This window comes from Bacillus sp. 204(2023) (assembly GCF_037027505.1).
GTDB classification, from domain to species: domain Bacteria; phylum Bacillota; class Bacilli; order Bacillales; family Bacillaceae; genus Bacillus; species Bacillus subtilis.
Window position 1 is genome coordinate 16961 of record NZ_JAXCHE010000012.1, and the last position, 18721, is coordinate 35681.

20 protein-coding genes are annotated in these 18721 nt (G+C 45.4%); 2 read left to right on the forward strand and 18 right to left on the reverse strand.

Translation table 11 applies throughout. From position 1 onward, the window contains the following. Positions 1-11 precede the first annotated feature (11 nt). The 3 genes from WA279_RS19005 to fabH all read right to left on the reverse strand — a co-directional run bounded on the left by WA279_RS19005 (position 12) and on the right by fabH (position 3075). Positions 12-797 carry a DUF2268 domain-containing protein gene (locus WA279_RS19005; RefSeq protein ID WP_336156352.1) on the reverse strand — a complete coding sequence of 262 codons (786 nt, stop codon included), beginning with the start codon at positions 795-797 and terminating at the stop codon, positions 12-14. A gap of 75 nt (positions 798-872) precedes the next feature. After that, positions 873-2114 carry a beta-ketoacyl-ACP synthase II gene (gene fabF / locus WA279_RS19010; protein ID WP_336156353.1) on the reverse strand — a complete coding sequence of 414 codons (1242 nt, stop codon included), beginning with the start codon at positions 2112-2114 and terminating at the stop codon, positions 873-875. A 22-nt stretch (positions 2115-2136) separates the two neighbouring features. After that, positions 2137-3075, reverse strand: coding sequence for a beta-ketoacyl-ACP synthase III (gene fabH, locus WA279_RS19015; protein ID WP_003232971.1), 939 nt, complete (start codon positions 3073-3075; stop codon positions 2137-2139). Positions 3076-3239: 164 nt separating this feature from the next. Here fabH and yjzB point away from each other — a divergent pair, with 164 nt between their 5' ends. Next, positions 3240-3476, forward strand: coding sequence for a spore coat protein YjzB (gene yjzB / locus WA279_RS19020; RefSeq protein WP_015383342.1), 237 nt, complete (start codon positions 3240-3242; stop codon positions 3474-3476). Between the two features lie 29 nt (positions 3477-3505). Here yjzB and comZ read toward each other — a convergent pair whose 3' ends face one another. From comZ to WA279_RS19040, 4 genes are all read right to left on the reverse strand, one after another. After that, positions 3506-3697: a ComG operon transcriptional repressor ComZ gene (comZ, locus tag WA279_RS19025; protein WP_003224559.1), complete on the reverse strand. Its 192-nt coding sequence runs from the start codon at positions 3695-3697 to the stop codon at positions 3506-3508. Between the two features lie 14 nt (positions 3698-3711). Beyond that, positions 3712-4665 carry a transcriptional regulator Med gene (med, locus tag WA279_RS19030; RefSeq protein ID WP_160244045.1) on the reverse strand — a complete coding sequence of 318 codons (954 nt, stop codon included), beginning with the start codon at positions 4663-4665 and terminating at the stop codon, positions 3712-3714. A 90-nt stretch (positions 4666-4755) separates the two neighbouring features. Next, positions 4756-5313 (reverse strand): hypothetical protein, encoded by a 558-nt coding sequence (locus tag WA279_RS19035; protein WP_336156354.1) that lies wholly within the window; start codon positions 5311-5313, stop codon positions 4756-4758. 81 nt (positions 5314-5394) lie between these two features. After that, the gene (locus WA279_RS19040) at positions 5395-6129 is read right to left on the reverse strand and encodes a hypothetical protein (RefSeq protein WP_032721340.1); all 735 of its coding nucleotides are present in this window, start codon (positions 6127-6129) and stop codon (positions 5395-5397) included. A 250-nt stretch (positions 6130-6379) separates the two neighbouring features. Between WA279_RS19040 and WA279_RS19045 the strand changes: the two genes are divergently transcribed. Beyond that, a complete protein-coding gene (locus WA279_RS19045) occupies positions 6380-6565 on the forward strand; it encodes a YjzD family protein (protein WP_003245236.1) in 186 nt (61 codons plus the stop codon). 46 nt (positions 6566-6611) lie between these two features. Here WA279_RS19045 and WA279_RS19050 read toward each other — a convergent pair whose 3' ends face one another. From WA279_RS19050 to WA279_RS19100, 11 genes are all read right to left on the reverse strand, one after another. Next, the gene (locus WA279_RS19050; protein ID WP_003245356.1) at positions 6612-6791 is read right to left on the reverse strand and encodes a YjzC family protein; all 180 of its coding nucleotides are present in this window, start codon (positions 6789-6791) and stop codon (positions 6612-6614) included. A gap of 85 nt (positions 6792-6876) precedes the next feature. Continuing rightward, a complete protein-coding gene (gene argF, locus WA279_RS19055) occupies positions 6877-7836 on the reverse strand; it encodes an ornithine carbamoyltransferase (protein WP_032721338.1) in 960 nt (319 codons plus the stop codon). Beyond that, positions 7824-10916, reverse strand: coding sequence for a carbamoyl phosphate synthase large subunit (locus WA279_RS19060; RefSeq protein ID WP_336156356.1), 3093 nt, complete (start codon positions 10914-10916; stop codon positions 7824-7826). The genes argF and WA279_RS19060 overlap by 13 nt, the downstream gene beginning before the upstream one ends. Further along, positions 10909-11970, reverse strand: coding sequence for a carbamoyl phosphate synthase small subunit (locus tag WA279_RS19065; protein ID WP_268554832.1), 1062 nt, complete (start codon positions 11968-11970; stop codon positions 10909-10911). The genes WA279_RS19060 and WA279_RS19065 overlap by 8 nt, the downstream gene beginning before the upstream one ends. A 70-nt stretch (positions 11971-12040) precedes the next feature. Beyond that, positions 12041-13198 (reverse strand): acetylornithine transaminase, encoded by a 1158-nt coding sequence (locus tag WA279_RS19070; protein WP_336156359.1) that lies wholly within the window; start codon positions 13196-13198, stop codon positions 12041-12043. Then, entirely contained in the window at positions 13195-13971 is a 777-nt protein-coding gene (argB, locus tag WA279_RS19075) for an acetylglutamate kinase (protein WP_015252370.1), read from the reverse strand. The genes WA279_RS19070 and argB overlap by 4 nt, the downstream gene beginning before the upstream one ends. Before the next feature lie 13 nt (positions 13972-13984). Beyond that, positions 13985-15205, reverse strand: a complete 1221-nt coding sequence (gene argJ / locus WA279_RS19080) for a bifunctional ornithine acetyltransferase/N-acetylglutamate synthase (RefSeq protein ID WP_041339938.1) — start codon at positions 15203-15205, stop codon at positions 13985-13987. A 19-nt stretch (positions 15206-15224) separates the two neighbouring features. Further along, complete coding sequence (gene argC, locus WA279_RS19085) at positions 15225-16262, reverse strand: N-acetyl-gamma-glutamyl-phosphate reductase (RefSeq protein ID WP_041345489.1); 1038 nt, start codon at positions 16260-16262, stop codon at positions 15225-15227. A gap of 204 nt (positions 16263-16466) precedes the next feature. Next, positions 16467-17006, reverse strand: coding sequence for an MFS transporter (locus tag WA279_RS19090; RefSeq protein WP_003232993.1), 540 nt, complete (start codon positions 17004-17006; stop codon positions 16467-16469). Further along, the gene (locus tag WA279_RS19095; protein ID WP_328568509.1) at positions 17006-18436 is read right to left on the reverse strand and encodes an FAD-binding oxidoreductase; all 1431 of its coding nucleotides are present in this window, start codon (positions 18434-18436) and stop codon (positions 17006-17008) included. The genes WA279_RS19090 and WA279_RS19095 overlap by 1 nt, the downstream gene beginning before the upstream one ends. A gap of 61 nt (positions 18437-18497) precedes the next feature. Beyond that, complete coding sequence (locus WA279_RS19100) at positions 18498-18668, reverse strand: YqaE/Pmp3 family membrane protein (protein ID WP_003232996.1); 171 nt, start codon at positions 18666-18668, stop codon at positions 18498-18500. Positions 18669-18721: the final 53 nt, after the last annotated feature.

Genomic DNA, 18721 nt, shown 5'->3' on the forward strand with positions numbered 1-18721 from the left:
ATTTTATCCTTTTAAAGCATTGCATCCAAAAAGGTTTCAGCAGGAATGGACAGTCCGTCTGCGGCGCTTGCCTTGCTGGCAGTTAAATATTTTTTTACAATATTGAATCCAACTGCGTATCCAAGCATTTTTGGCTGATATCCTTTGCCGAATAACAGCTGGGGAAATAATCGATTATCCCGTTTGATATCCCGATGGGGCGCAATCTTTTTTTCATATAAAGCCTGAAGCTGTTCCGGTGTATACCAAGTCGTCCATTCAGCCGTTTGACTTCGGCCGAACCTCTCATAAACAGCATATTCCGCCAGCCCTTCCATGATGATTGTATCAAGTAATGTGACATCCTTTTCCTCTTTTGTCAGATGACCTAACCGGCAAACGTGATGATACTCATGCGTCATAAGGGCCGATACCGACCCAAAACCTAAATCTGACGAAAGAAAAAGGAACATTTTGTCTTGAAAGGCGAGTCCTGATTTTGATCCGAATTCTAAACGGATTCTCCTGTTTCGTTCATCAACCGGCAGCGTGACAATTGGTACATCAGGACCTTGCCATTTGTTTTTGAGGTACTGTTCTTCCTTTTGGATATGTCCGTAAAAACCTTTTTCCTTCAGCTTGGAAACAGTCTGAATACCCTCTTTTATGTTTTTAAACATCCCATGATGCTGAAGATGCCCCAGAATGCCCTTCCAGTTCTTTTTCTCCGCACCTGAAAAAAGCGGGATAATGTAATGCGCCAAATCATCTATTGAACCGGCCTTCCTGAGCCAGCTATATGTTTGTTCTATACTCATGTGATCGCCTCCTCTTTTAATCCTATGCACACAAAAAAAACCGGCTACCCTTTAAGGGCAGCCGGTTTGGCTTGATTATGATTGATATTTCTTAAAGATTAATGTTGCGTTGTGTCCGCCGAATCCTAATGAGTTGCTGAGAACATAATTAAGTTCCTGTCTGCGGGCTTCATCAGGCACATAATCCAAATCACATTCTTCGTCAGGTGTTTGAATATTGATTGTCGGCGGAATCACGCCTTCTTTAATGGCCAGGATAGAGAAAATGGCTTCAATACCGCCGGCTGCTCCTAAGAGGTGGCCTGTCATCGATTTTGTAGAGCTTATCGCAAGTTTATGCGCATGCTCGCCAAAAACGGTCTTAATCGCCATTGTTTCGTATTTGTCGTTGTAATACGTGCTTGTCCCGTGAGCATTGATGTAATCAATTTCTTCAGGTGCAATGCCTGCATCTTTAATGGCTTCTTGCATCGCTCTCGCTCCGCCTTCACCGTCTTGGGCCGGTGCTGTGATATGATAAGCGTCTCCGGTTGAGCCGTAGCCGACAATTTCTCCGTAAATTTTAGCGCCGCGGGCCAGGGCATGCTCAAGTTCTTCAAGAACGATAATCCCTGCACCTTCCCCCATGACAAAGCCATCACGGTTTTTATCAAACGGGCGGCTCGCTGTTTTCGGATCTGGATTAGTAGACAGAGCTTTGTTGGCACTAAAGCCGGCGAATGACATTCTTGTCAGCGGCGCTTCTGTTCCGCCTGTGACCATCACGTCTGCATCACCGCGCTGAATAACCTTAAACGCGTCACCGATGGAGTTCGTTCCTGTAGCACATGCTGTAACCGTACAAGAGTTCACTCCTTTTGCTCCTAATGCAATAGAAATCTGGCCTGTCGCCATGTCAGGAATCATCATTGGCACGAAAAACGGGCTTACCCGTCTTGGGCCCTTTGTTAAGAAGATTTCAAATTGAGACTCTAGTGTTTCAAGTCCTCCAATACCGGAGCCTACCCAAACACCGACTCTCGGCGCGATCTCATCGGTAATGTTAAGATCTGCATCTTCAACCGCCATTTTCGCAGCCACAACTGCATATTGTGTAAAGCGGTCCATTTTTCTGGCTTCTTTTTTATCCATATAATCTTCAACATTAAAATCTTTTAATTCAGCGGCAACTTTTGCCGGATATTCTTCAGCATCAACACGAGTGATCGGACCGATTCCGGACACACCGTTGATTGCGTTATTCCAACTTGTATCGACGTCGTTGCCAAGTGGAGATAATGCTCCAAGTCCTGTAACAACTACTCTTTTTTTAGTCATCTTGTGTGCACCTCACCTTTTTTTATCGGCCCCAGCGGATTGCAATGGCACCCCATGTTAGTCCTCCGCCGAACCCTACCATAACGACCACATCGCCGTCTTTGATTTTACCGGCTTCCAATTCTTCTACAAGAGAGATCGGAATGGATGCGGCAGAAGTATTTCCATATTTATGAACAGTTTTAGACATCTTTTCGACAGGAAGCTCTAAACGCTCGCGAGCAGCTTCCATGATACGGATGTTCGCCTGATGCGGAATCAAAAAGTCGACATCCTCTTTTGAAAGTCCGGCTTTTTCAATGACATTTACGCATGATTCTCCCATTTGGCGGACTGCAAATTTGAAAACTTCTCGTCCATTCATGATTGTATGTCGTTTTTCATTCAGATACAAGTGCTGACCGCCTGTGCCGTCGGCTCCTAGTTCAAATGAAAGGATTCCTCTGTCATCACTGACTGGCCCGACTACCGCAGCGCCTGCTCCGTCTCCAAACAGAACGGCTGTATTGCGGTCTTCCCAGTCGGTAATACTTGAGAGCTTCTCTACACCGACTACTAGAACATGCTTGTAGGTTCCGGATTCAATAAATTGTTTACCGGTTACAACCCCGTACATGAAGCCCGCACAAGCCGCGCTGATATCCATAGCACACGCTTTCTTCGCGCCGAGTTGTTCTTGAATCATACAAGAGACCGTAGGAAATGACTGATCAGGTGTAACAGTTGCAACCAAGATCATATCCAGATCCTCAGCAGCCACTTCAGCTTGTTCCAGCGCATTTTTCGCTGCTGCAACAGCCATATGTGATGAAAACACATCATCTGCTGCGATTCTTCTTTCTTCTATTCCTGTTCTTGTACGAATCCACTCGTCAGAAGTTTCAACCATTTTTTCAAGATCATGATTTGTTAAAACCTTCTCAGGAATGTAACGTCCAACACCAAGTATTCCAGCTTTCATAAGGGAAGACTCCTTTATATCTTAAATTTAGAAGATCAATCAGGTTGTGATCAATTATTAGTATCAGGTACTAATTCTATCCTATTTTTTTTCACATGGCAATATATTCGTCTAAACTATCAGTTCATCTTACTCATAGAGTATGGTATATGGAAAGGAGGCGTATGCAGTTGGATGTGTTTTCAAGAATGATGTTCGGCGATGCAGCAAAACCAACAGAAGAGAAGGAGGAACAGCAAGAGGAGGTTTCTCAGGTTTCTCAGACAAACGACGAAGAGACGATTAATTACATGCATATTATGGACCAAATCGGTTCAATTATGAACTCTCTAGATCAAATCAAGCCTGCTTTAAAGGAGCTTGCGCCCATGCTCTCCGCTATTAAAAAGAAAATCATGTGAAAAGCCACTTTCAAAAAAGTGGCTTCTTCTTATTCTGTTTCAGATTTAGCGTCAGACTTCCCAAGCTCATAAGCTTCCGCCATTACCGTTGTAAATAGATTCATAAACGGCTGGATTGCCTCCATTGAGAGCTCAATGCCTGATTTCTCAAGCTGTTCTTTCGCTTCAGGGAGATATTTCATGGCAATTTGCAAGAATTCAAGTGATTTTTCGTGCTGCATGTGACGTCACTCCATTATTCGTTTTTTGGCAGCTCGCCTGTTTTGTTGTATGTTTTGATCAGCTTGGCGATTCTTTGCTGAAAGTCTTTATCGACGAGTGGGCTGAATGTCCCCATCTCAACGACTCCCGTATTCAGGTCGTAGTAATGATCGCCGCCCTCAAGGGTGCCTTTGTTAAATTGTTCAGCAATGATTTCATAGGCCTTGTCCACATTTTGCACCGTGCTGGTTAATACGGTATTCTCGCCCAGATCCGATTGATCTGTGACGTAGCCTATGGCATAAAGACCGTCTTTTTTGATTTGCTGAATAACAGGAACATTATATCCGTCTCCGGCGGGATATACAACATCCGCGCCTTCGTCCTTCATTTTCTGATAAAGCTTTACTGCTGTCGTATCATCATCCCAATGATCCGTATATTTCGTATTTACCTCTATATCCGGATTTTCATACTTGGCCCCTTTGATAAAACCGTCAACCTCAGGCTGCCACGTAAAGGAGGCAATTACACCGACCTGATTCGTTTTCGACATATGGGCAGCAGTCATTCCTCCAAAAAAGCCCATTGCTTCCCCGCTAAAATGGACACTCGTTACATTATCAGCTTTCGCTTTCGCATTGGAAATGACGAATTCCATATCTGGATAATCTTCGCCGACCAAGTTAAACACCTCAGCATATTCACTCCCATGGCCGTAGAGCAGATTGACGCCCCTCTTATGAAAATCCTCAATCGCATTTATGATATCTTCTTCTGTTTTAACGCCTTCTTTATAATAGACGTCCACATTGTATTTGGATTGTATATTCAGTAATCCTTTATACCCTTTTGTGCCCCATACGAGGTCATTAATCGTATCAGGAAAGAGCATGCCGACCTTCTCAATTTTTCCTTTGAACGGAGTTTGTCCACATCCACTCAATAAAAGGAGGACAGAAAAGATCATGACAAGCCTTGTGATCAAGTCATGTTCAACTCCTTTTGACAAGCTATAACATGTATTATTTTTATACGTTTATTGTATCTAGAAAACTCGAAACATGGAAGGTTTTTCTTAATATTTGTCGAAAATTGATGAAAATTGTCTTTTCCACTCGATAATTTTTGTTTTTGCTTCTTCTTTTGAGGTTTTCTCTGTGACTTGCAATTCAAAAAGCTGATCTTTGCTATGACGGCTTGGTTCTAACAGGAATCTCAGCAACTCGTCAGCGACGTCGTTTGTGTAATAGCCGTCTTCCTCTGTTTCTTCTTTCCATGGCCCATACATTTTCGGCAGGATCACGGTTTTTTCCGAGCCTGTTTTTTCACGTTTTTCCCATTCTTTTCGGTCTTCTTCATATACTAAAATATAAGGAGAATCACATTGTTCTAAAGGCAAAAAACTTCCGAACTGGATACAAATTGTATCATACTTTTGATCTCCAATGTGCTCAAGCTGGCGAAAGAGTTCATTTCTCCCAAGCCACATGAGTCTTTCTTCTAAGTACATTTGTCTCATTTTATCTTCTGTTTCCGCCAGAACAACGTCAACATGTATGCCTTCATCCATCATTCGCTCACATAATGAAAGGCCGAAAAATTCGTCCGCACCTACAATCAGCGTTGATTCCATTGCATCTGCCGCCCTTCCGGTTTTTCATTTCCCAAAACAAAACAGCCTCCGCAAAAGAGAAGGCTGTTGTCATTATATTCTCTATAATTCTTTTTCATGACTGTGAAAGAATTTGCAAATTGATGCATAAATTCTGCTTGGATGCTCAAATAAATGAAATGTCATGTCGACCGGTGAGCCTTGCTTTTGCTGTTTTTCCTTGAAAACTTCCGCATGTACACTGTAGGGATATGGAGCTCCGGTCATACGCTGCCATATATGAACCGGTACGCCGCTCGGGTAGCTTTGAATTGTTTTATAACGAAGCGCTTCCGCTTCTTTTTCAGAAATTCCGTAGCTTTTCGATACTTCTTTCAAAAATTGCTTATAGAAAAATTTATTTTCTTTTTCCGATTCATAATGTGCCTGAAGATCGAGACAAGGATTCAACATTGCGGCTGAGCGGATATGATCCGGGGAAAAACGAAGCAGTTCATCGGCCACGAGAGCACCCATGCCTTCTGCTAAAATATGAATCTTCGGATTGAGGATTTCCTGCTTCAGCACAGAATGTATCAGCTGTTTGGCATAGGTGACTGCTTTTTCCGCCCCCCAATGCCTTCCGAACAGATTGCTGTTAAAAAGAGTGTATCCTTCATTCATCAACATGCTCAGAAGCTGATTTCTGCCATAATGCTGCTGCCAAAAGCTTGAATCATGTCCGACAAAGTGGGTTCTGTCCCCCAAGATAAAGATGCCGAAGCCGTTCGGGCGATAGGGCAGATGAATGACATTATGCTCCGTTCCCAGTTGAAAGTATCTTTCCGTTATTCCCATCGCTTGCCCGCCTCCTTTCACACTTCATCTCACGCTATCTTATGTAAATAGAAAAGAAACGAATAAGGTAAAGTCCTAGCCTTTTACATTTTTGGCTATTATACTGATTGACGTTTTTTATATTTTACCATTAAAGTGTGACGAATCAGACTCTTTTGTCACCTCACTTTCTGCTAAAATTGGATTCCCCCTTCGCTTTTTGTATGGTATGATAACTTTTAGAATAGAATGAGAAGGACGAGGTGGAAACGTGCGATATATTATTGCCTTTATTTGGACGTTCCTTTTATCACATATGGCATGCTACTTGGTTGCAAGCATGAACAGCGTTACGTATAATTTCAAAACATCATCTGTCATTGCTGTTGTACTATATGTCTTAATCATGGTTTTAGCAGAAATCATGCCTATGAACAAAAATGCAAGCCAGCATTAAAAAGCCAAAAAACCCAAAACATTTATTGTTTTGGGTTTTTTAGTGGTCACGGCTTTCTTTTGTAGGTCCACAGCCGGTTGTGGTTTGATGTTTCGGGGAACATTTCCCCTGCTGACAGATGGACCTTTTGAGGGTTTTTAACCATGCTCCCTGTCTCGCCGATTTCTACGTAGACACCGTTATTAGGCGCTTTCTGTCCGGGCCGGAATTGGTGCTGCTGTCCCACTATTTTTCCTCCTTTTCCTTTTTGCTGTAGTATGCGCCTAAGCGGCTGTGAATATGTTGCCATCAAAAAAACTGCTGAGTTTGGCTCAGCAGTTTTTTGATGATTCCCCTTTATATAAAATGGCCTTCAGCAGTGCTTTTTGCACATGAAGACGGTTTTCCGCCTGCTGGAACACTGCAGAGTTCGGCCCGTCAATAATCTCCGCAGTCACTTCTTCCTCGCGATGCGCAGGGAGACAATGTAAAAATGTATAGTCAGGCTTGGCATGGCTGACTAGCGCCGCATTCACCTGATAAGGCGCAAAGACAGCAAGACGTTCTTGCTCTTCCGCTTCCTGCCCCATGCTTGTAAACACATCAGAATAAATCACGTCCGCGTCTTTTACAGCTTCAATCGGATCATCTGTCAGCGTGATAGAAGAGCCGGATTGAAGTGCATATGTTTTTGCCGCTTCAGCTGCTTCATCTAACACTTCATATCCCTTTGGCGAAGCGATTGAGATATCACAGCCCATTTTCGCGCAGCCGATCATCAAGGAGTGCGCCACGTTATTTCCGTCACCGATGTATGCGACTTTTACGCCTTTAAGCTTCCCTTTTATCTCCTTAATCGTCAAGAGATCCGCCAGCGCCTGGCATGGGTGGTATTTATCGGTAAGTCCATTGATCACCGGAATGTCAGCTTCTTTGGCAAGTTCCTCCACCTTTTCATGTTCAAAGGTCCGGATCATGATGGCATCCACATAGCCTGACAGCACTTTTGCCGTATCAGCGACAGTCTCACCGCGCCCCAGCTGCAGATCTTTCTGGCTTAGAAAGAGGGCGTTCCCGCCAAGCTGCGCCATGCCCGCTTCAAATGAAACACGTGTCCGCGTTGATGATTTTTCAAAAATCATCGCCAAGGTTTTGCCATGGAATATAGGCTGAATTTTGTTTTGTTTCAGCTCACCGGCTTCTGCGAGCAAGGCGTTTATATCCTCTTCACTAAGGTCCTTTAACGTTAATAAATCTTTTCCGTATAAACTGGTTTGCGTCACTGTGTGCATGTTGCCACTTCCTTTTTATAGAGGTCTTTGAGAGATACAGGCTGCGGATGGCCTGAACCGCTTTGTAAAAACGCCCGCACGGTTTCTTCTTCTGTAAAGACGGGGATGCCGTGCGTCATGGCTTCCAAACGTTCTTTGCGTGCTTCTTCAGAACCGCTCAGATTGATGTGGAGCGATTTTCCTTCCTGTTCCATCCATGAGGCAAATGTCCCTTCATGAACGGTAAAACCTGCGTTTTCTGCTAACTCCTTCACATCTTCCGGAACGTTTTGCAAATAAATGCTTCCTTTTTGACTCCAGACTCTTGTATAGATTTTTTTCAAGGCGCTGTTGGCATCATAGGCGACACACATGCCTTCTCCCGTTGATTTCATTTCCGGCCCAAGCTTGACATCCACATCCTGGATCGCATGAGAAGAAAAAACAGGGAACTTCACGGCAACTCCATGATGATTTTGAACTGCCGGATTTAGATCTTTTAAGGACGCTCCCGCCAGCAGACGTGTAGCGAGCGGAATCATCGGAACGCCCATTACTTTACTGACGACAGGAACCGTGCGGCTCGCTCTCGGATTCACTTCAAGAACGAGTATGTTTCCATTGTCGATCACAAATTGAATGTTCATGATGCCTTTAAATGAAAGTTTTCGGGCAATTTTTTGTGCCGCATCTTTCATGCCCTGCTGCAGCCCGCTCGTGATGGACGGTCCGGGAAGAATGGCAAAGCTGTCCCCTGAATGGACACCTGCCCGTTCAATATGCTCGGTATATGTCGGGATAAAGACATCCTCGCCGTCGGAAATCAAATCAATTTCGACTTCCTTTCCAGACACATACTGATCAATCAAAATCGGGTATGGCATGCTGTCCTCATCATTCAGCAGCTGAGAAAGCTGGGCTTGCGAGTCAACAATGATCATGCCCATTCCGCCGATAACGTAAGATGGGCGGATTAACACCGGATAGCCGATCTCACTCGCTTTTGAAGCGGCTTCTTCTTTTGTATAGGCAATTTCTCCTTTTGCGTGCTTCAATCCCAGCTCGTCAAGAAGCTGATAGAATTGATCCCGATCCTCTAACACGTCGAGCGTTTGAAATGATGTGCCAAGAAGAGTAATGCCGGCTTTTTCGAGCGCTTCAGCAGCATTGATTGCAGTTTGGCCGCCGAATTGCACAATTGCAAAATCAATATTTTCCTGCTCCGCCACGTTTACAATATGCTCCGTTGTCATCGGTTCAAAATACAGGCGGTCCGCAATTTCATAATCGGTGCTGACCGTTTCCGGGTTATTGTTAATCATGATGGTTTCGAACCCAAGCTCTTGCAGTGTCAGCACTCCGTGAACAGCACTGTAATCAAATTCAACGCCTTGGCCGATCCGAATCGGGCCTGATCCGATAATGAGCGCGCGTTTTTTCTCTTTGCGGCTGATGTCTCCATCGGTCTCTCCGAAATATGTGGAGTAAAAATAGTTTGTTTTCGCATCAAACTCTGCTGCGCATGTATCTACGATTTTAAAGGAAGGCGTAATGCCCATCTCCTTGCGAAGCGCGCGCACCTCTTCTTCTGTTTTGCTGATCAGCGAGGCAATCGTTGCGTCTGAGAATCCCTTTTCCTTTGCTTTCTTCAATAATTCAAAAGTGAGATCGCTCCCTGCTTCCATCAGGCGGTTTTCCAATTTGATGATGTTGTCAAAGGTATGAAGGAAAAACGGATCAATTTTTGTTTTTTCATGGATGTCATCAATCGAGACGCTGCGGCTCAACAGCTCCATGACAACGAAAAATCTGCGGTCATCCGGAGTGATTGCCAAATCCCATAGCGTATCAATTGACAACCCGCTGAGCTCTGGAAGGTGTGTCCCGATATTTTTTAATTCAAGCGACGCGGCTGCCTTTTGTATCGCCGCTTCTAAATTCCGTTCAATCGCCATCACTTCACCGGTGGCTTTCATTTTTGTGCCAAGCTTGCGGTCTGCGTTTTTGAATTTATCAAACGGCCAGCGCGGAAATTTGACGATCACATAGTCCAGTGCCGGTTCAAAGCTTGCGTAAGTCGAGCCTGTGAGCGGATTTTTCAGCTCGTCAAGGGTGTATCCGACTGCCAGTTTCGCGGCCATCTTCGCAATCGGATAACCGGTCGCTTTAGATGCGAGAGCCGATGACCGGCTTACACGCGGATTCACTTCAATGACGTAATATTGCTTGCTGAATGGATCAAGCGCGAATTGAATGTTGCAGCCGCCTACAACATCAAGTGCTGAGATGATCGTCAGACTTGCTGTCCGCAGCATTTGATAGTCTTCGTCTGTCAATGTTTGTGACGGCGCCACAACGATAGAGTCACCTGTATGCACGCCGACCGGATCGATATTTTCCATATTGCAGACGGTAATGCATGTGTTATTGCTGTCACGCATGACTTCATATTCAATTTCTTTAAAGCCGGCAATGCTTTTTTCGACAAGGCATTGATTGATCGGGCTTGCTAATAGCGCCTGTTTAATCATAGCTGTAAAGGCTTCTTTATCAGGGGCGATTCCTCCGCCCTTTCCGCCTAATGTGTAAGCCGGTCTGATAATAACAGGAAAACCGATGGATTCCGCAAAATGGAGGGCATCGGCCTCGTTATCAACAATTTCACTCTCCGGCACGGGCTGTTTTAATTCATTCATTAACGAACGGAATTTTTCCCGGTCTTCTCCTTTTTGTATCGTGTCAACGGATGTGCCGAGGAGTTTGACGCCTTGCTCTTTTAAAACACCCGTTTCTTCAAGCTCCACCGCTAAATTCAACGCGGTCTGACCGCCTAAATTGGCAAGAAGTCCATCGGGCCGTTCTTTCTTAATGATGGCTGTCAGGCTTTCTGCTGTCAGAGGCTCAAAATAAATTTCATCAGCGAAGGCTTCATCAGTCATAATTGTCGCCGGATTGCTGTTGACGAGAATCACCCGGTAGCCCTCCTCCTTCAGCGCGATGCAACCTTGAGTGCCTGAATAATCAAATTCTGCTGCCTGCCCGATGATGATCGGGCCTGAGCCGATTACTAATATGCTTGAAATACTGGTGTCTTTAGGCATGCGCGATTTCTCTCCTTGCTGGTATCACATTCTTTAGATAATCATCAAAAATCCATTCGCTTTCCGCCGGTCCGGGATGTGCTTCCGGGTGGAATTGCACACTCATGACAGGCAGTTTTTTATGGGCAAGCCCTTCAACTGACGTATCATTGACATGATGAAACCTGATCGTGAGCTCTTCTTCATTAATCGACTGTTCATCAACCACATAGCTGTGGTTTTGGCTTGTCATAAAGACCCGTTTCGTCTCACGGTCGATGACCGGATGATTAGCTCCCCTGTGCCCGAATGGCAGCTTAAAAGTATTCCCTCCAAACGCGAGCGCGATCAGCTGATGTCCGAGACAAATGCCGAGAGTCGGAAAGCGGCTGATGATGCTTTTGATCTTTCCTAAATATGGCTCGATTGCTTTCGGATCTCCAGGTCCGTTCGATAGCACAATGCCATCGGGTTTGATGTTGTATACGGCCTCCATTTGCTGGTATGGCACCACGGTAACCTTGCAGCCTCGTTTGACAAGTGATGATGCAATTGACTTTTTATAGCCAAAATCAATGAGAGCGATATGTTTATTCCCGTCGCCGAATGTGCTGATTTCCTGGGCGGAAGCCTGCTCTGCCACATTCTCTGGTTGAAGGGCAATCTCAGCTCCTTCTTTAGAGGCTGTGACTGTCGCACCCATCGTCCCGTTTGCCCGGATTTTCTTCACGACAGCCCTCGTATCAACATGGGTTAGCAGCGGAATGTTCCATTTCTGTAAATACTCCTTGAGGCTGTATACCGCTTCATAATGTGAAAAGTGATCACACGCCTCATAGACAACCGCGGCTTTTACTTGCGGTTTCTTGCTTTCAAAATCCTTTTCATTTATGCCGTAGTTGCCAATCAGCGGGTAGGTAAATACAATAATCTGTCCCTTATATGATGGATCTGTCAGCACTTCCTGGTAGCCTGTCATTCCTGTGAAAAAAACAGCTTCTCCCGTACAGTTTTCATGACCGTCCAGCTCGCCGCTGAACGATGTCCCATCTTCTAACACTAAATAACCTTCCATCTAACAGCCCACCTCTTGATGAATAATTAATTATAAAAATGAATTTTTATGCCTTTATATCGAAAAAAAATCACTGGTTTACAGCGGAATGATGAGCGATTGCCTGTTTCAGGTTGCTGACGGCTTCTGCTATTTCATCCTTAGTCACGGTGAGCGGCGGCAGCAGCCGAATCACGTTCGGGCCGGCCGGCAATACAAGCAAGCCTAATGTCTGCAATTCAGCAATAGTGTCAGCAACCGGGCCATCACACTCAATTCCAAGCATTAATCCTTTACCTCGGATTTGTTTAACAAAAGGGCTCTTTAGCTCTGCCTCAAGCTGTTCTTTTAAAAACGCCCCTTTGTCAGCAGCCTCTTGCAAAAAGTCAGGCTGGAATACAATTTGCAATGTGGCATTCACAGCAGCCATCGCCAGCATGTTTCCTCCGAAAGTCGCTCCGTGAGAACCAGGGGTAAACGCTTCTCCAAGCTGTTTCTTTCCGATGACAGCGCCGACCGGAAAGCCGTTTCCCAATCCTTTGGCGACTGTGATGATATCCGGTGAGAGTCCGAAGTGCTCATATGCGAAGCCTTTTCCCGTCCGTCCGATGCCGGTCTGGATTTCATCAATGATGAGAAGGGCTTGCTTTTCCTTGCAAAACGACTGTACGGCTGATAAAAATTCAGCACTCGCCGGATTGACTCCTCCTTCTCCCTGCACGGTTTCAAGCATCACCGCGGCAATATCGTCTTCCTCCCCAAGAGCTTTAAAAGCAGAAGGATCATTGTATGGCAGGTAGTGAAAGCCTTCAAGCATCGGGCCGAAGCCTGTTTTGATTTTATCCTGTCCGGTCGCAGCCATCCCTGCATACGTGCGGCCATGGAACGACTGCAGAAAAGTGATGATTTTTGTTTTTCCAGTTGCTTTTCTGGCAAGCTTTATCGCACCTTCATTCGCCTCCGCGCCGCTGTTGCAGAAAAAGACAAGATCTCCCGCACTATGCGCTGCCAGCTTCTGCGCCGCTTGCTCTTGGAGACTGTTTTGAAACAGGTTTGATACGTGCCATACGCTGTCAAGCTGTTTTTTGACTGCCTCTGTCACCGCTTCATGGCAGTGTCCTAGATTTGATACCGCAATCCCCTGAATGAAATCAAGGTACGTTTTGCCGTTTTTATCCTCAACGTACGTTCCTTTTGCTTTTTTGAGGTCAATATCCCAACGGCCGTAGGTTTGAAACAAGCTGCTCATGAAACAGCCTCCTTTGCTTTGACGATTTTTGTCCCTTGAAAGGTTTGTTCTGCGAAGAATGATCCTTTTCCGTTTACGATCATGACTTCAGACACCTGATCTGATAAAGCTGACAAGGCTGAATTGACCTTCGGGATCATCCCTCCTGTGATCACTTCCTGCTTGATCAGCATCTGAATCTCCTTAGGGGTCAGGACGTTCAGACGCTGCTTTTCCTTCATGATTCCATCGACATCCGTGACGAACATAAGCTTATCGGCTTCAAGCGCTCCGGCGACTGCTGAAGCAGCCAGATCAGCATTTACATTCAGCGTTTTACAGTCGCTTGTCATAGACAGCGGCGCAATAACGGGGATGATGCCATTTTCCATCAGCGCGTTCACCATGGACGCATCGACTTTTTTGATTTCTCCCACTTCTCCGTATGTTTCCGGATCTAGATAATCAGCCTCCAAAAGACCGCCATCCTTACCAGAAATGCCCGCGGCTCGCAGTCCGTGTTTGGCAAGCTCAGCAACGAAAAATTTATTGACAGAACCGGATAAAACCATTTCCGCTACTTCCAGCACCGGCTTCGTTGTTTTCCTCTGTCCGCCCGAAAACTCTGTCTTGATATTTAACCGTTTCAGCATATTTGTGATTTCCGGTCCCCCGCCATGTACGATCGCCAGCTTCCAGCCTGACGCCATCAGCTCTTTCAGATTTTGAAAAAATTCTTCCGACAGCTCACGGATTACACTTCCCCCGCATTTAAAAACGATTGTCTTCTTCATTTCGCTCCCCTTATTACGTGCGATAGCTCGCGTTAATTTTGATATAGTCATAGGTCAGGTCACAGCCCCACGCTCTCCCGTTTCCGTCCCCTTCATCCATCTTGATGACAATGGTGATTTCATCTCCTTCAAGGTATTCCTTAGCGAGAGATTCAGAGAATGGCTGAGGTTCGTTATTCTTAAACAGGCATTGGCCGCCAAGATAAACCTCTACTTCTTCTGCCGTCACCTGTGCTGCGGAGTGTCCGATGGCTCCGATGATCCGCCCCCAGTTGGCATCTGTTCCGTATACTGCCGTTTTTACAAGATTTGAGCCGACAATCTTTTTGGCAATGACGTTTGCATCAAGATTGTTTTTCGCTCCCTGTACTTGGGCTTCAATTAGTTTTGTCGCGCCTTCTCCGTCTCTGGCAATCTCTTTAGCCAGATCCTCACAAGTGAGCAAGAGCGCTTTTTTAAAGACCGGCCAGTCTGGATGGTCTTCTGTCAGGCACTCGTTTTCGGCGCAGCCATTCGCCATAACTAATACCATATCGTTCGTGGATGTTTCTCCGTCAACTGTGATTTGGTTAAAGGAAACGTCAGTGATTTCCCGAAGCGCCTTTTGCAGCGCTTTTTCTTCGATTGCCGCGTCAGTTGTCATAAATCCCAGCATCGTGGCCATGTTCGGGTGTATCATCCCAGAGCCTTTGGCCGCTCCGCCGATCGTGACTGTTTTGCCGCCGATTGCCAGCTCATAGCACGTCTGCTTGATCACCGTATCAGTTGTTAAAATCGCTTCCTCAAAATCGCCTGATCCCGCAGGTGTTTCTTTCAGCAACTCGATCCCCGCGTGGATTTTTTCCATGTCTAAATGCTCGCCGATGACACCCGTTGATGAAACAGCGACAAGCTCCGGCTCAATGCCAAGCTGTGAAGCAAAGCTCTCCCGCATTGTGTATGCGTCCTTTAAGCCCTGTTCTCCCGTGCAGGCGTTGGCAATGGCGCTGTTGACGATGACGGCTATCAGTGTCGGTCCGTGCTTTAAGCTGTCTTGTGTCACTTTGATCGGAGCAGCCTGAAAGTGGCTTTGGGTATAAACCGCTGCGCTCACGGCCGGTGTCTCGCTGATAATGACGCCGAGGTCTTTTTTTGAGTAACGCAGCCCGCAATGCACACCCTTTGCCTGAAATCCTTTTGGTGAGGATACATCACCTGTTACTTTTACAATTTGATCTTCACTTAACTGAATCATGGTTCGATTCTCTCCCGTTCTATGGATAAATTGGCGTGATGGTGAGTCCAGTTTCTTCATTCCAGCCATTCATCAAATTAAAGTTTTGCACTGCCTGACCGGCGGCACCCTTCATTAAATTATCGATTACCGAGACGATCGTGACTCTGTTCGTTCTCTCATCGAGGGTCACGGCGATATCACAGAAATTGCTGCCGTACACTTCTTTCGTTTGCGGGTACTGACCTTTTGGCCTCACTCTCACAAAATATGAATCTTGGTAAAATTCCGAATATAAATCATGCAGGTCATCTGCGGATAGATCACAGGTTAATCTGGTATACATCGTCGCCATGATGCCCCTTGTCATCGGAACCAAGTGAGCCGAAAATGTAATGGGCCCGAGGCCTGGCTGCCATTCATTCAGCGCCTGCTCAATTTCCGGCGTGTGCTGATGTTCATTGACTTTGTAAATTTTAAAATTGCCGTTCAGCTCAGAAAAATGGGTTCCCATGGATGCTTTTCTTCCCGCTCCGGAAACACCCGTCTTCGCGTCAACGATAACAAAAGATTCATCGAGCAGTTTCTTTTGAGCCAATGGCGCGAGGCCAAGCAAAACAGCTGTTGGAAAACAGCCTGGATTGGCAATGAGTTTCGCCTGTTGAATTTGCAGTTGATTCAGTTCTGCCAGACCGTATACCGCCTCTTGAATCACCGCCTTCGGTGCCGCTGTCCGTTTATACCATTTTTCATATTCAGCCGATTCTTGTATCCTCAGATCACCTGACAGATCAATAACCGGAATTCCCGCGTCTGCCAGCTTTGGAGTCAATTCACTTGATACTCCGGGCGGCGCAGCGAGAAACATGATATCTATTTCGTGTTTGATCGTATTCATATCAATCGGCTTCAGCTGCTGATCCGCTAAGCCAGTAAGATGAGGATAACCCTCGCTATAGACATTCCCTTCTCCGCTGGATGAATAAAGTATGCATTCCTCTGCATGAGGATGATGCGAAAGAATCCTGACAAGTTCGGTGCCTCCATATCCTGTAGCACCTACAATTCCTATTTTCAAAACAAGTTCACCCTCTTGGTCTTTGTGAAATTATTTAACATTATAACATGAATAAAAATTAATTCAATCGTATATTTAATATTTTTATTCATTTATAAATTTTCTGTTCAATGGAAATTCCGCTCAAAAAAATCAGCACGACTCCAGCACAAAAACGTTGATGCGGTGCCGCATTTCAGCCGCATAAAAAACAGGCTGACCGCGTCAGCCTGTTTTCATCATCATCAATCCACTCAAAAAATATAGAATAGAGCTTGCATAAAAAATCATTTGCACTGTGAAAAAGTCAGCGAGAAAGCCCCCGAGCATAATGGCTGCTGCTGAAAAGACAGCTGTCCAAAAATGGTAATTCCCAATCTTCTTTCCACGCTCTCCGCTGTCTGTAAAATTAGCGATCAGCACTTTTTCTCCATGCTTTTGCATCGCTCCAAAGAGCCCTAACAGCACTTGGACGATATACACTTGAACGACGCTTCCGATATGCGGGACATATAAAAGCAGAACAGCCATCCCCCACGAGTTCAGAAGCAGAAAATAACGGCTGTCAAACCTTTCAGACAGCCGTCCGAGGAGCGGGTAAATGAGCGCTCCGCTCAACCCGAACAATCCGTAGGAAAAACCGAACTGTGTGTAGCTTGAGCCGATATTTTTCACAAACAGAATATAAAACGGAAAGATTAAACTGCTTGCGAAAAACACGCTGCTTTGTGATAATGTCAGCCATTTTAATTTGTTTTTCCCCATTATTTATACCTCTGATAAAAGTAATTCATAAAGCGCTCATCCGGGTCATAGGTTCGTTTTTTCTGAAAAAACGCTTCACTTTTCGGATATGCCTGCCTCATTTGCGCTTTTGTCTGGTAGGTCATATAAGGCAGATAATAGCTGCCGCCGTGCTTGATGGCAACGTCTGTCATGCGCCTGATGATTCGGGCAGTATCTGCCTGGTCTTCTTTTGAAAAGCCCTCGTTTATTAATAGCACGAGCGAAAACATATCGTCCTTCGCATAGGAAAGGTCGGCCTTTTCATTTTTCTGCACGTAGCGGATCGTAATGTTCAGCAGGTTCAGATCTTCGTCCGACAGCGTTTGTCTCAGGTCATCAATATAGGACCCATACTCCTTTACGGGCACAAAGTATTCTTGCAAAACATCTGTGTTGTCATTGTTTTCATACTCAAGAAACTTAGATTCGGACCGCATGACGTTATTGCGTGAAATCTCTGTGCCGTTTTGGCTCAGGAAATAGGATTGCTGTGTGTCCCACAGCCAATTCCTGCCCCATTCATACCGTCTTGACAAACCGAGTGCAAACTTTGTGGCTCCCGTATACTCATCTTCTTTGAGATCGCTGTATGATGGCAGCTGATCCTGGTGATCAGCCAATACGTAATTTGTGACATACATGTCTTTCAGAAATCCTTTTTTCGCTGTTGAAATTCGCGCAAGATGCATTCGGACATCTGGATTTCCTTTTACATGCTTTGAAAAATAGTCTGAGTATGTGCTGTAATTCATTTTTTCTGTCTTCATGACATACAGCTCATCATCTGTCAGCTCAAGCGTTACATCAAGAATCACGCCAAAAAGGCCGTACCCTCCGATGACCGCCGTAAACAAATCATCTTTTGGAGTGACAGTGATAATCGTCCCGTCAGCTTTTAAAAGCCGAAATGATTTGACTGTATCAATCAGCGAGCCGTAGCGAATATCACGTCCGTGTGCATTTGCGCTGAGAGATCCGCCGATTGTAAAAATGTTTTGTGACTGCATGACTTTTACCGCGAGTCCGTATGGATTCACGTATTTCTGGATATCATTCCACGTTGCACCGCTTTGCACCCTGATGGTTTTCTTCTCTTGATCGAGTGACAGGATTTTGTTGTAGCCCGTCATGTCGAGAACGATGCCGTCCTCATAATATGTATGGCCGCCCATGGAGTGCTGGGCCCCGGCGATTGAAATTTTTATGTTTTTTCGATTTGCCTCTTTGACTGTGTCAATGAGCGTTTCCTCTTCCTGCCCTTTCACTGTCTGCTTTATTTTTACAGGCATCAGGCGGCTGACATCCGTCATCTCGCTTGTGTCTGTTTTTTGCTCTGAGTGCACAGAGTACGCAAACAGGGCCGCATACGCGCCAGTACAAAGCGCGAATGCAAGCAATTTCTTTTTCATAGTACTCTCCCTGCTGTTTTTTATGACCATTATACCATGAATTCATCCTCATTTTTCCAAATTATCTTCTAGCCCGTTTTTCGGCACGGCGGTCGGCGACGATAAAGCAAGCGTGAATCGCGCCCGGCAGCCAAAAGATACAGGTCAATATAAGATTCAGCAAGGCCTGAAACGGTTTTCCCGAAAACAAAACAGCAAGCGGCGGGCATAAAACTGCCAGCAGGTACATCATTTCCTTTCACTCCTTTCAGCTGTAAAAAAGGACAGCCTCACATATCAGGCTGT

Excerpts from the sequence above, each read along its gene's own strand:
- WA279_RS19070 (WP_336156359.1), bottom strand. The coding sequence starts at position 13,198 with ATGAGCAGCTTGTTTCAAACCTACGGCCGTTGGGATATTGACCTCAAA.
- argF (WP_032721338.1), bottom strand. The coding sequence starts at position 7,836 with ATGCACACAGTGACGCAAACCAGTTTATACGGAAAAGATTTATTAACG.
- WA279_RS19095 (WP_328568509.1), bottom strand. The coding sequence starts at position 18,436 with ATGAAAAAGAAATTGCTTGCATTCGCGCTTTGTACTGGCGCGTATGCG.
- WA279_RS19005 (WP_336156352.1), bottom strand. The coding sequence starts at position 797 with ATGAGTATAGAACAAACATATAGCTGGCTCAGGAAGGCCGGTTCAATA.
- comZ (WP_003224559.1), bottom strand. The coding sequence starts at position 3,697 with ATGCAGCACGAAAAATCACTTGAATTCTTGCAAATTGCCATGAAATAT.
- argB (WP_015252370.1), bottom strand. The coding sequence starts at position 13,971 with ATGAAGAAGACAATCGTTTTTAAATGCGGGGGAAGTGTAATCCGTGAG.
- WA279_RS19060 (WP_336156356.1), bottom strand. The coding sequence starts at position 10,916 with ATGCCTAAAGACACCAGTATTTCAAGCATATTAGTAATCGGCTCAGGC.
- WA279_RS19100 (WP_003232996.1), bottom strand. The coding sequence starts at position 18,668 with ATGATGTACCTGCTGGCAGTTTTATGCCCGCCGCTTGCTGTTTTGTTT.
- WA279_RS19040 (WP_032721340.1), bottom strand. The coding sequence starts at position 6,129 with ATGGGAATAACGGAAAGATACTTTCAACTGGGAACGGAGCATAATGTC.
- yjzB (WP_015383342.1), top strand. The coding sequence starts at position 3,240 with ATGCAGTTGGATGTGTTTTCAAGAATGATGTTCGGCGATGCAGCAAAA.
- fabH (WP_003232971.1), bottom strand. The coding sequence starts at position 3,075 with ATGAAAGCTGGAATACTTGGTGTTGGACGTTACATTCCTGAGAAGGTT.
- argJ (WP_041339938.1), bottom strand. The coding sequence starts at position 15,205 with ATGATTCAGTTAAGTGAAGATCAAATTGTAAAAGTAACAGGTGATGTA.
- WA279_RS19035 (WP_336156354.1), bottom strand. The coding sequence starts at position 5,313 with ATGGAATCAACGCTGATTGTAGGTGCGGACGAATTTTTCGGCCTTTCA.
- WA279_RS19090 (WP_003232993.1), bottom strand. The coding sequence starts at position 17,006 with ATGGGGAAAAACAAATTAAAATGGCTGACATTATCACAAAGCAGCGTG.
- fabF (WP_336156353.1), bottom strand. The coding sequence starts at position 2,114 with ATGACTAAAAAAAGAGTAGTTGTTACAGGACTTGGAGCATTATCTCCA.
- WA279_RS19065 (WP_268554832.1), bottom strand. The coding sequence starts at position 11,970 with ATGGAAGGTTATTTAGTGTTAGAAGATGGGACATCGTTCAGCGGCGAG.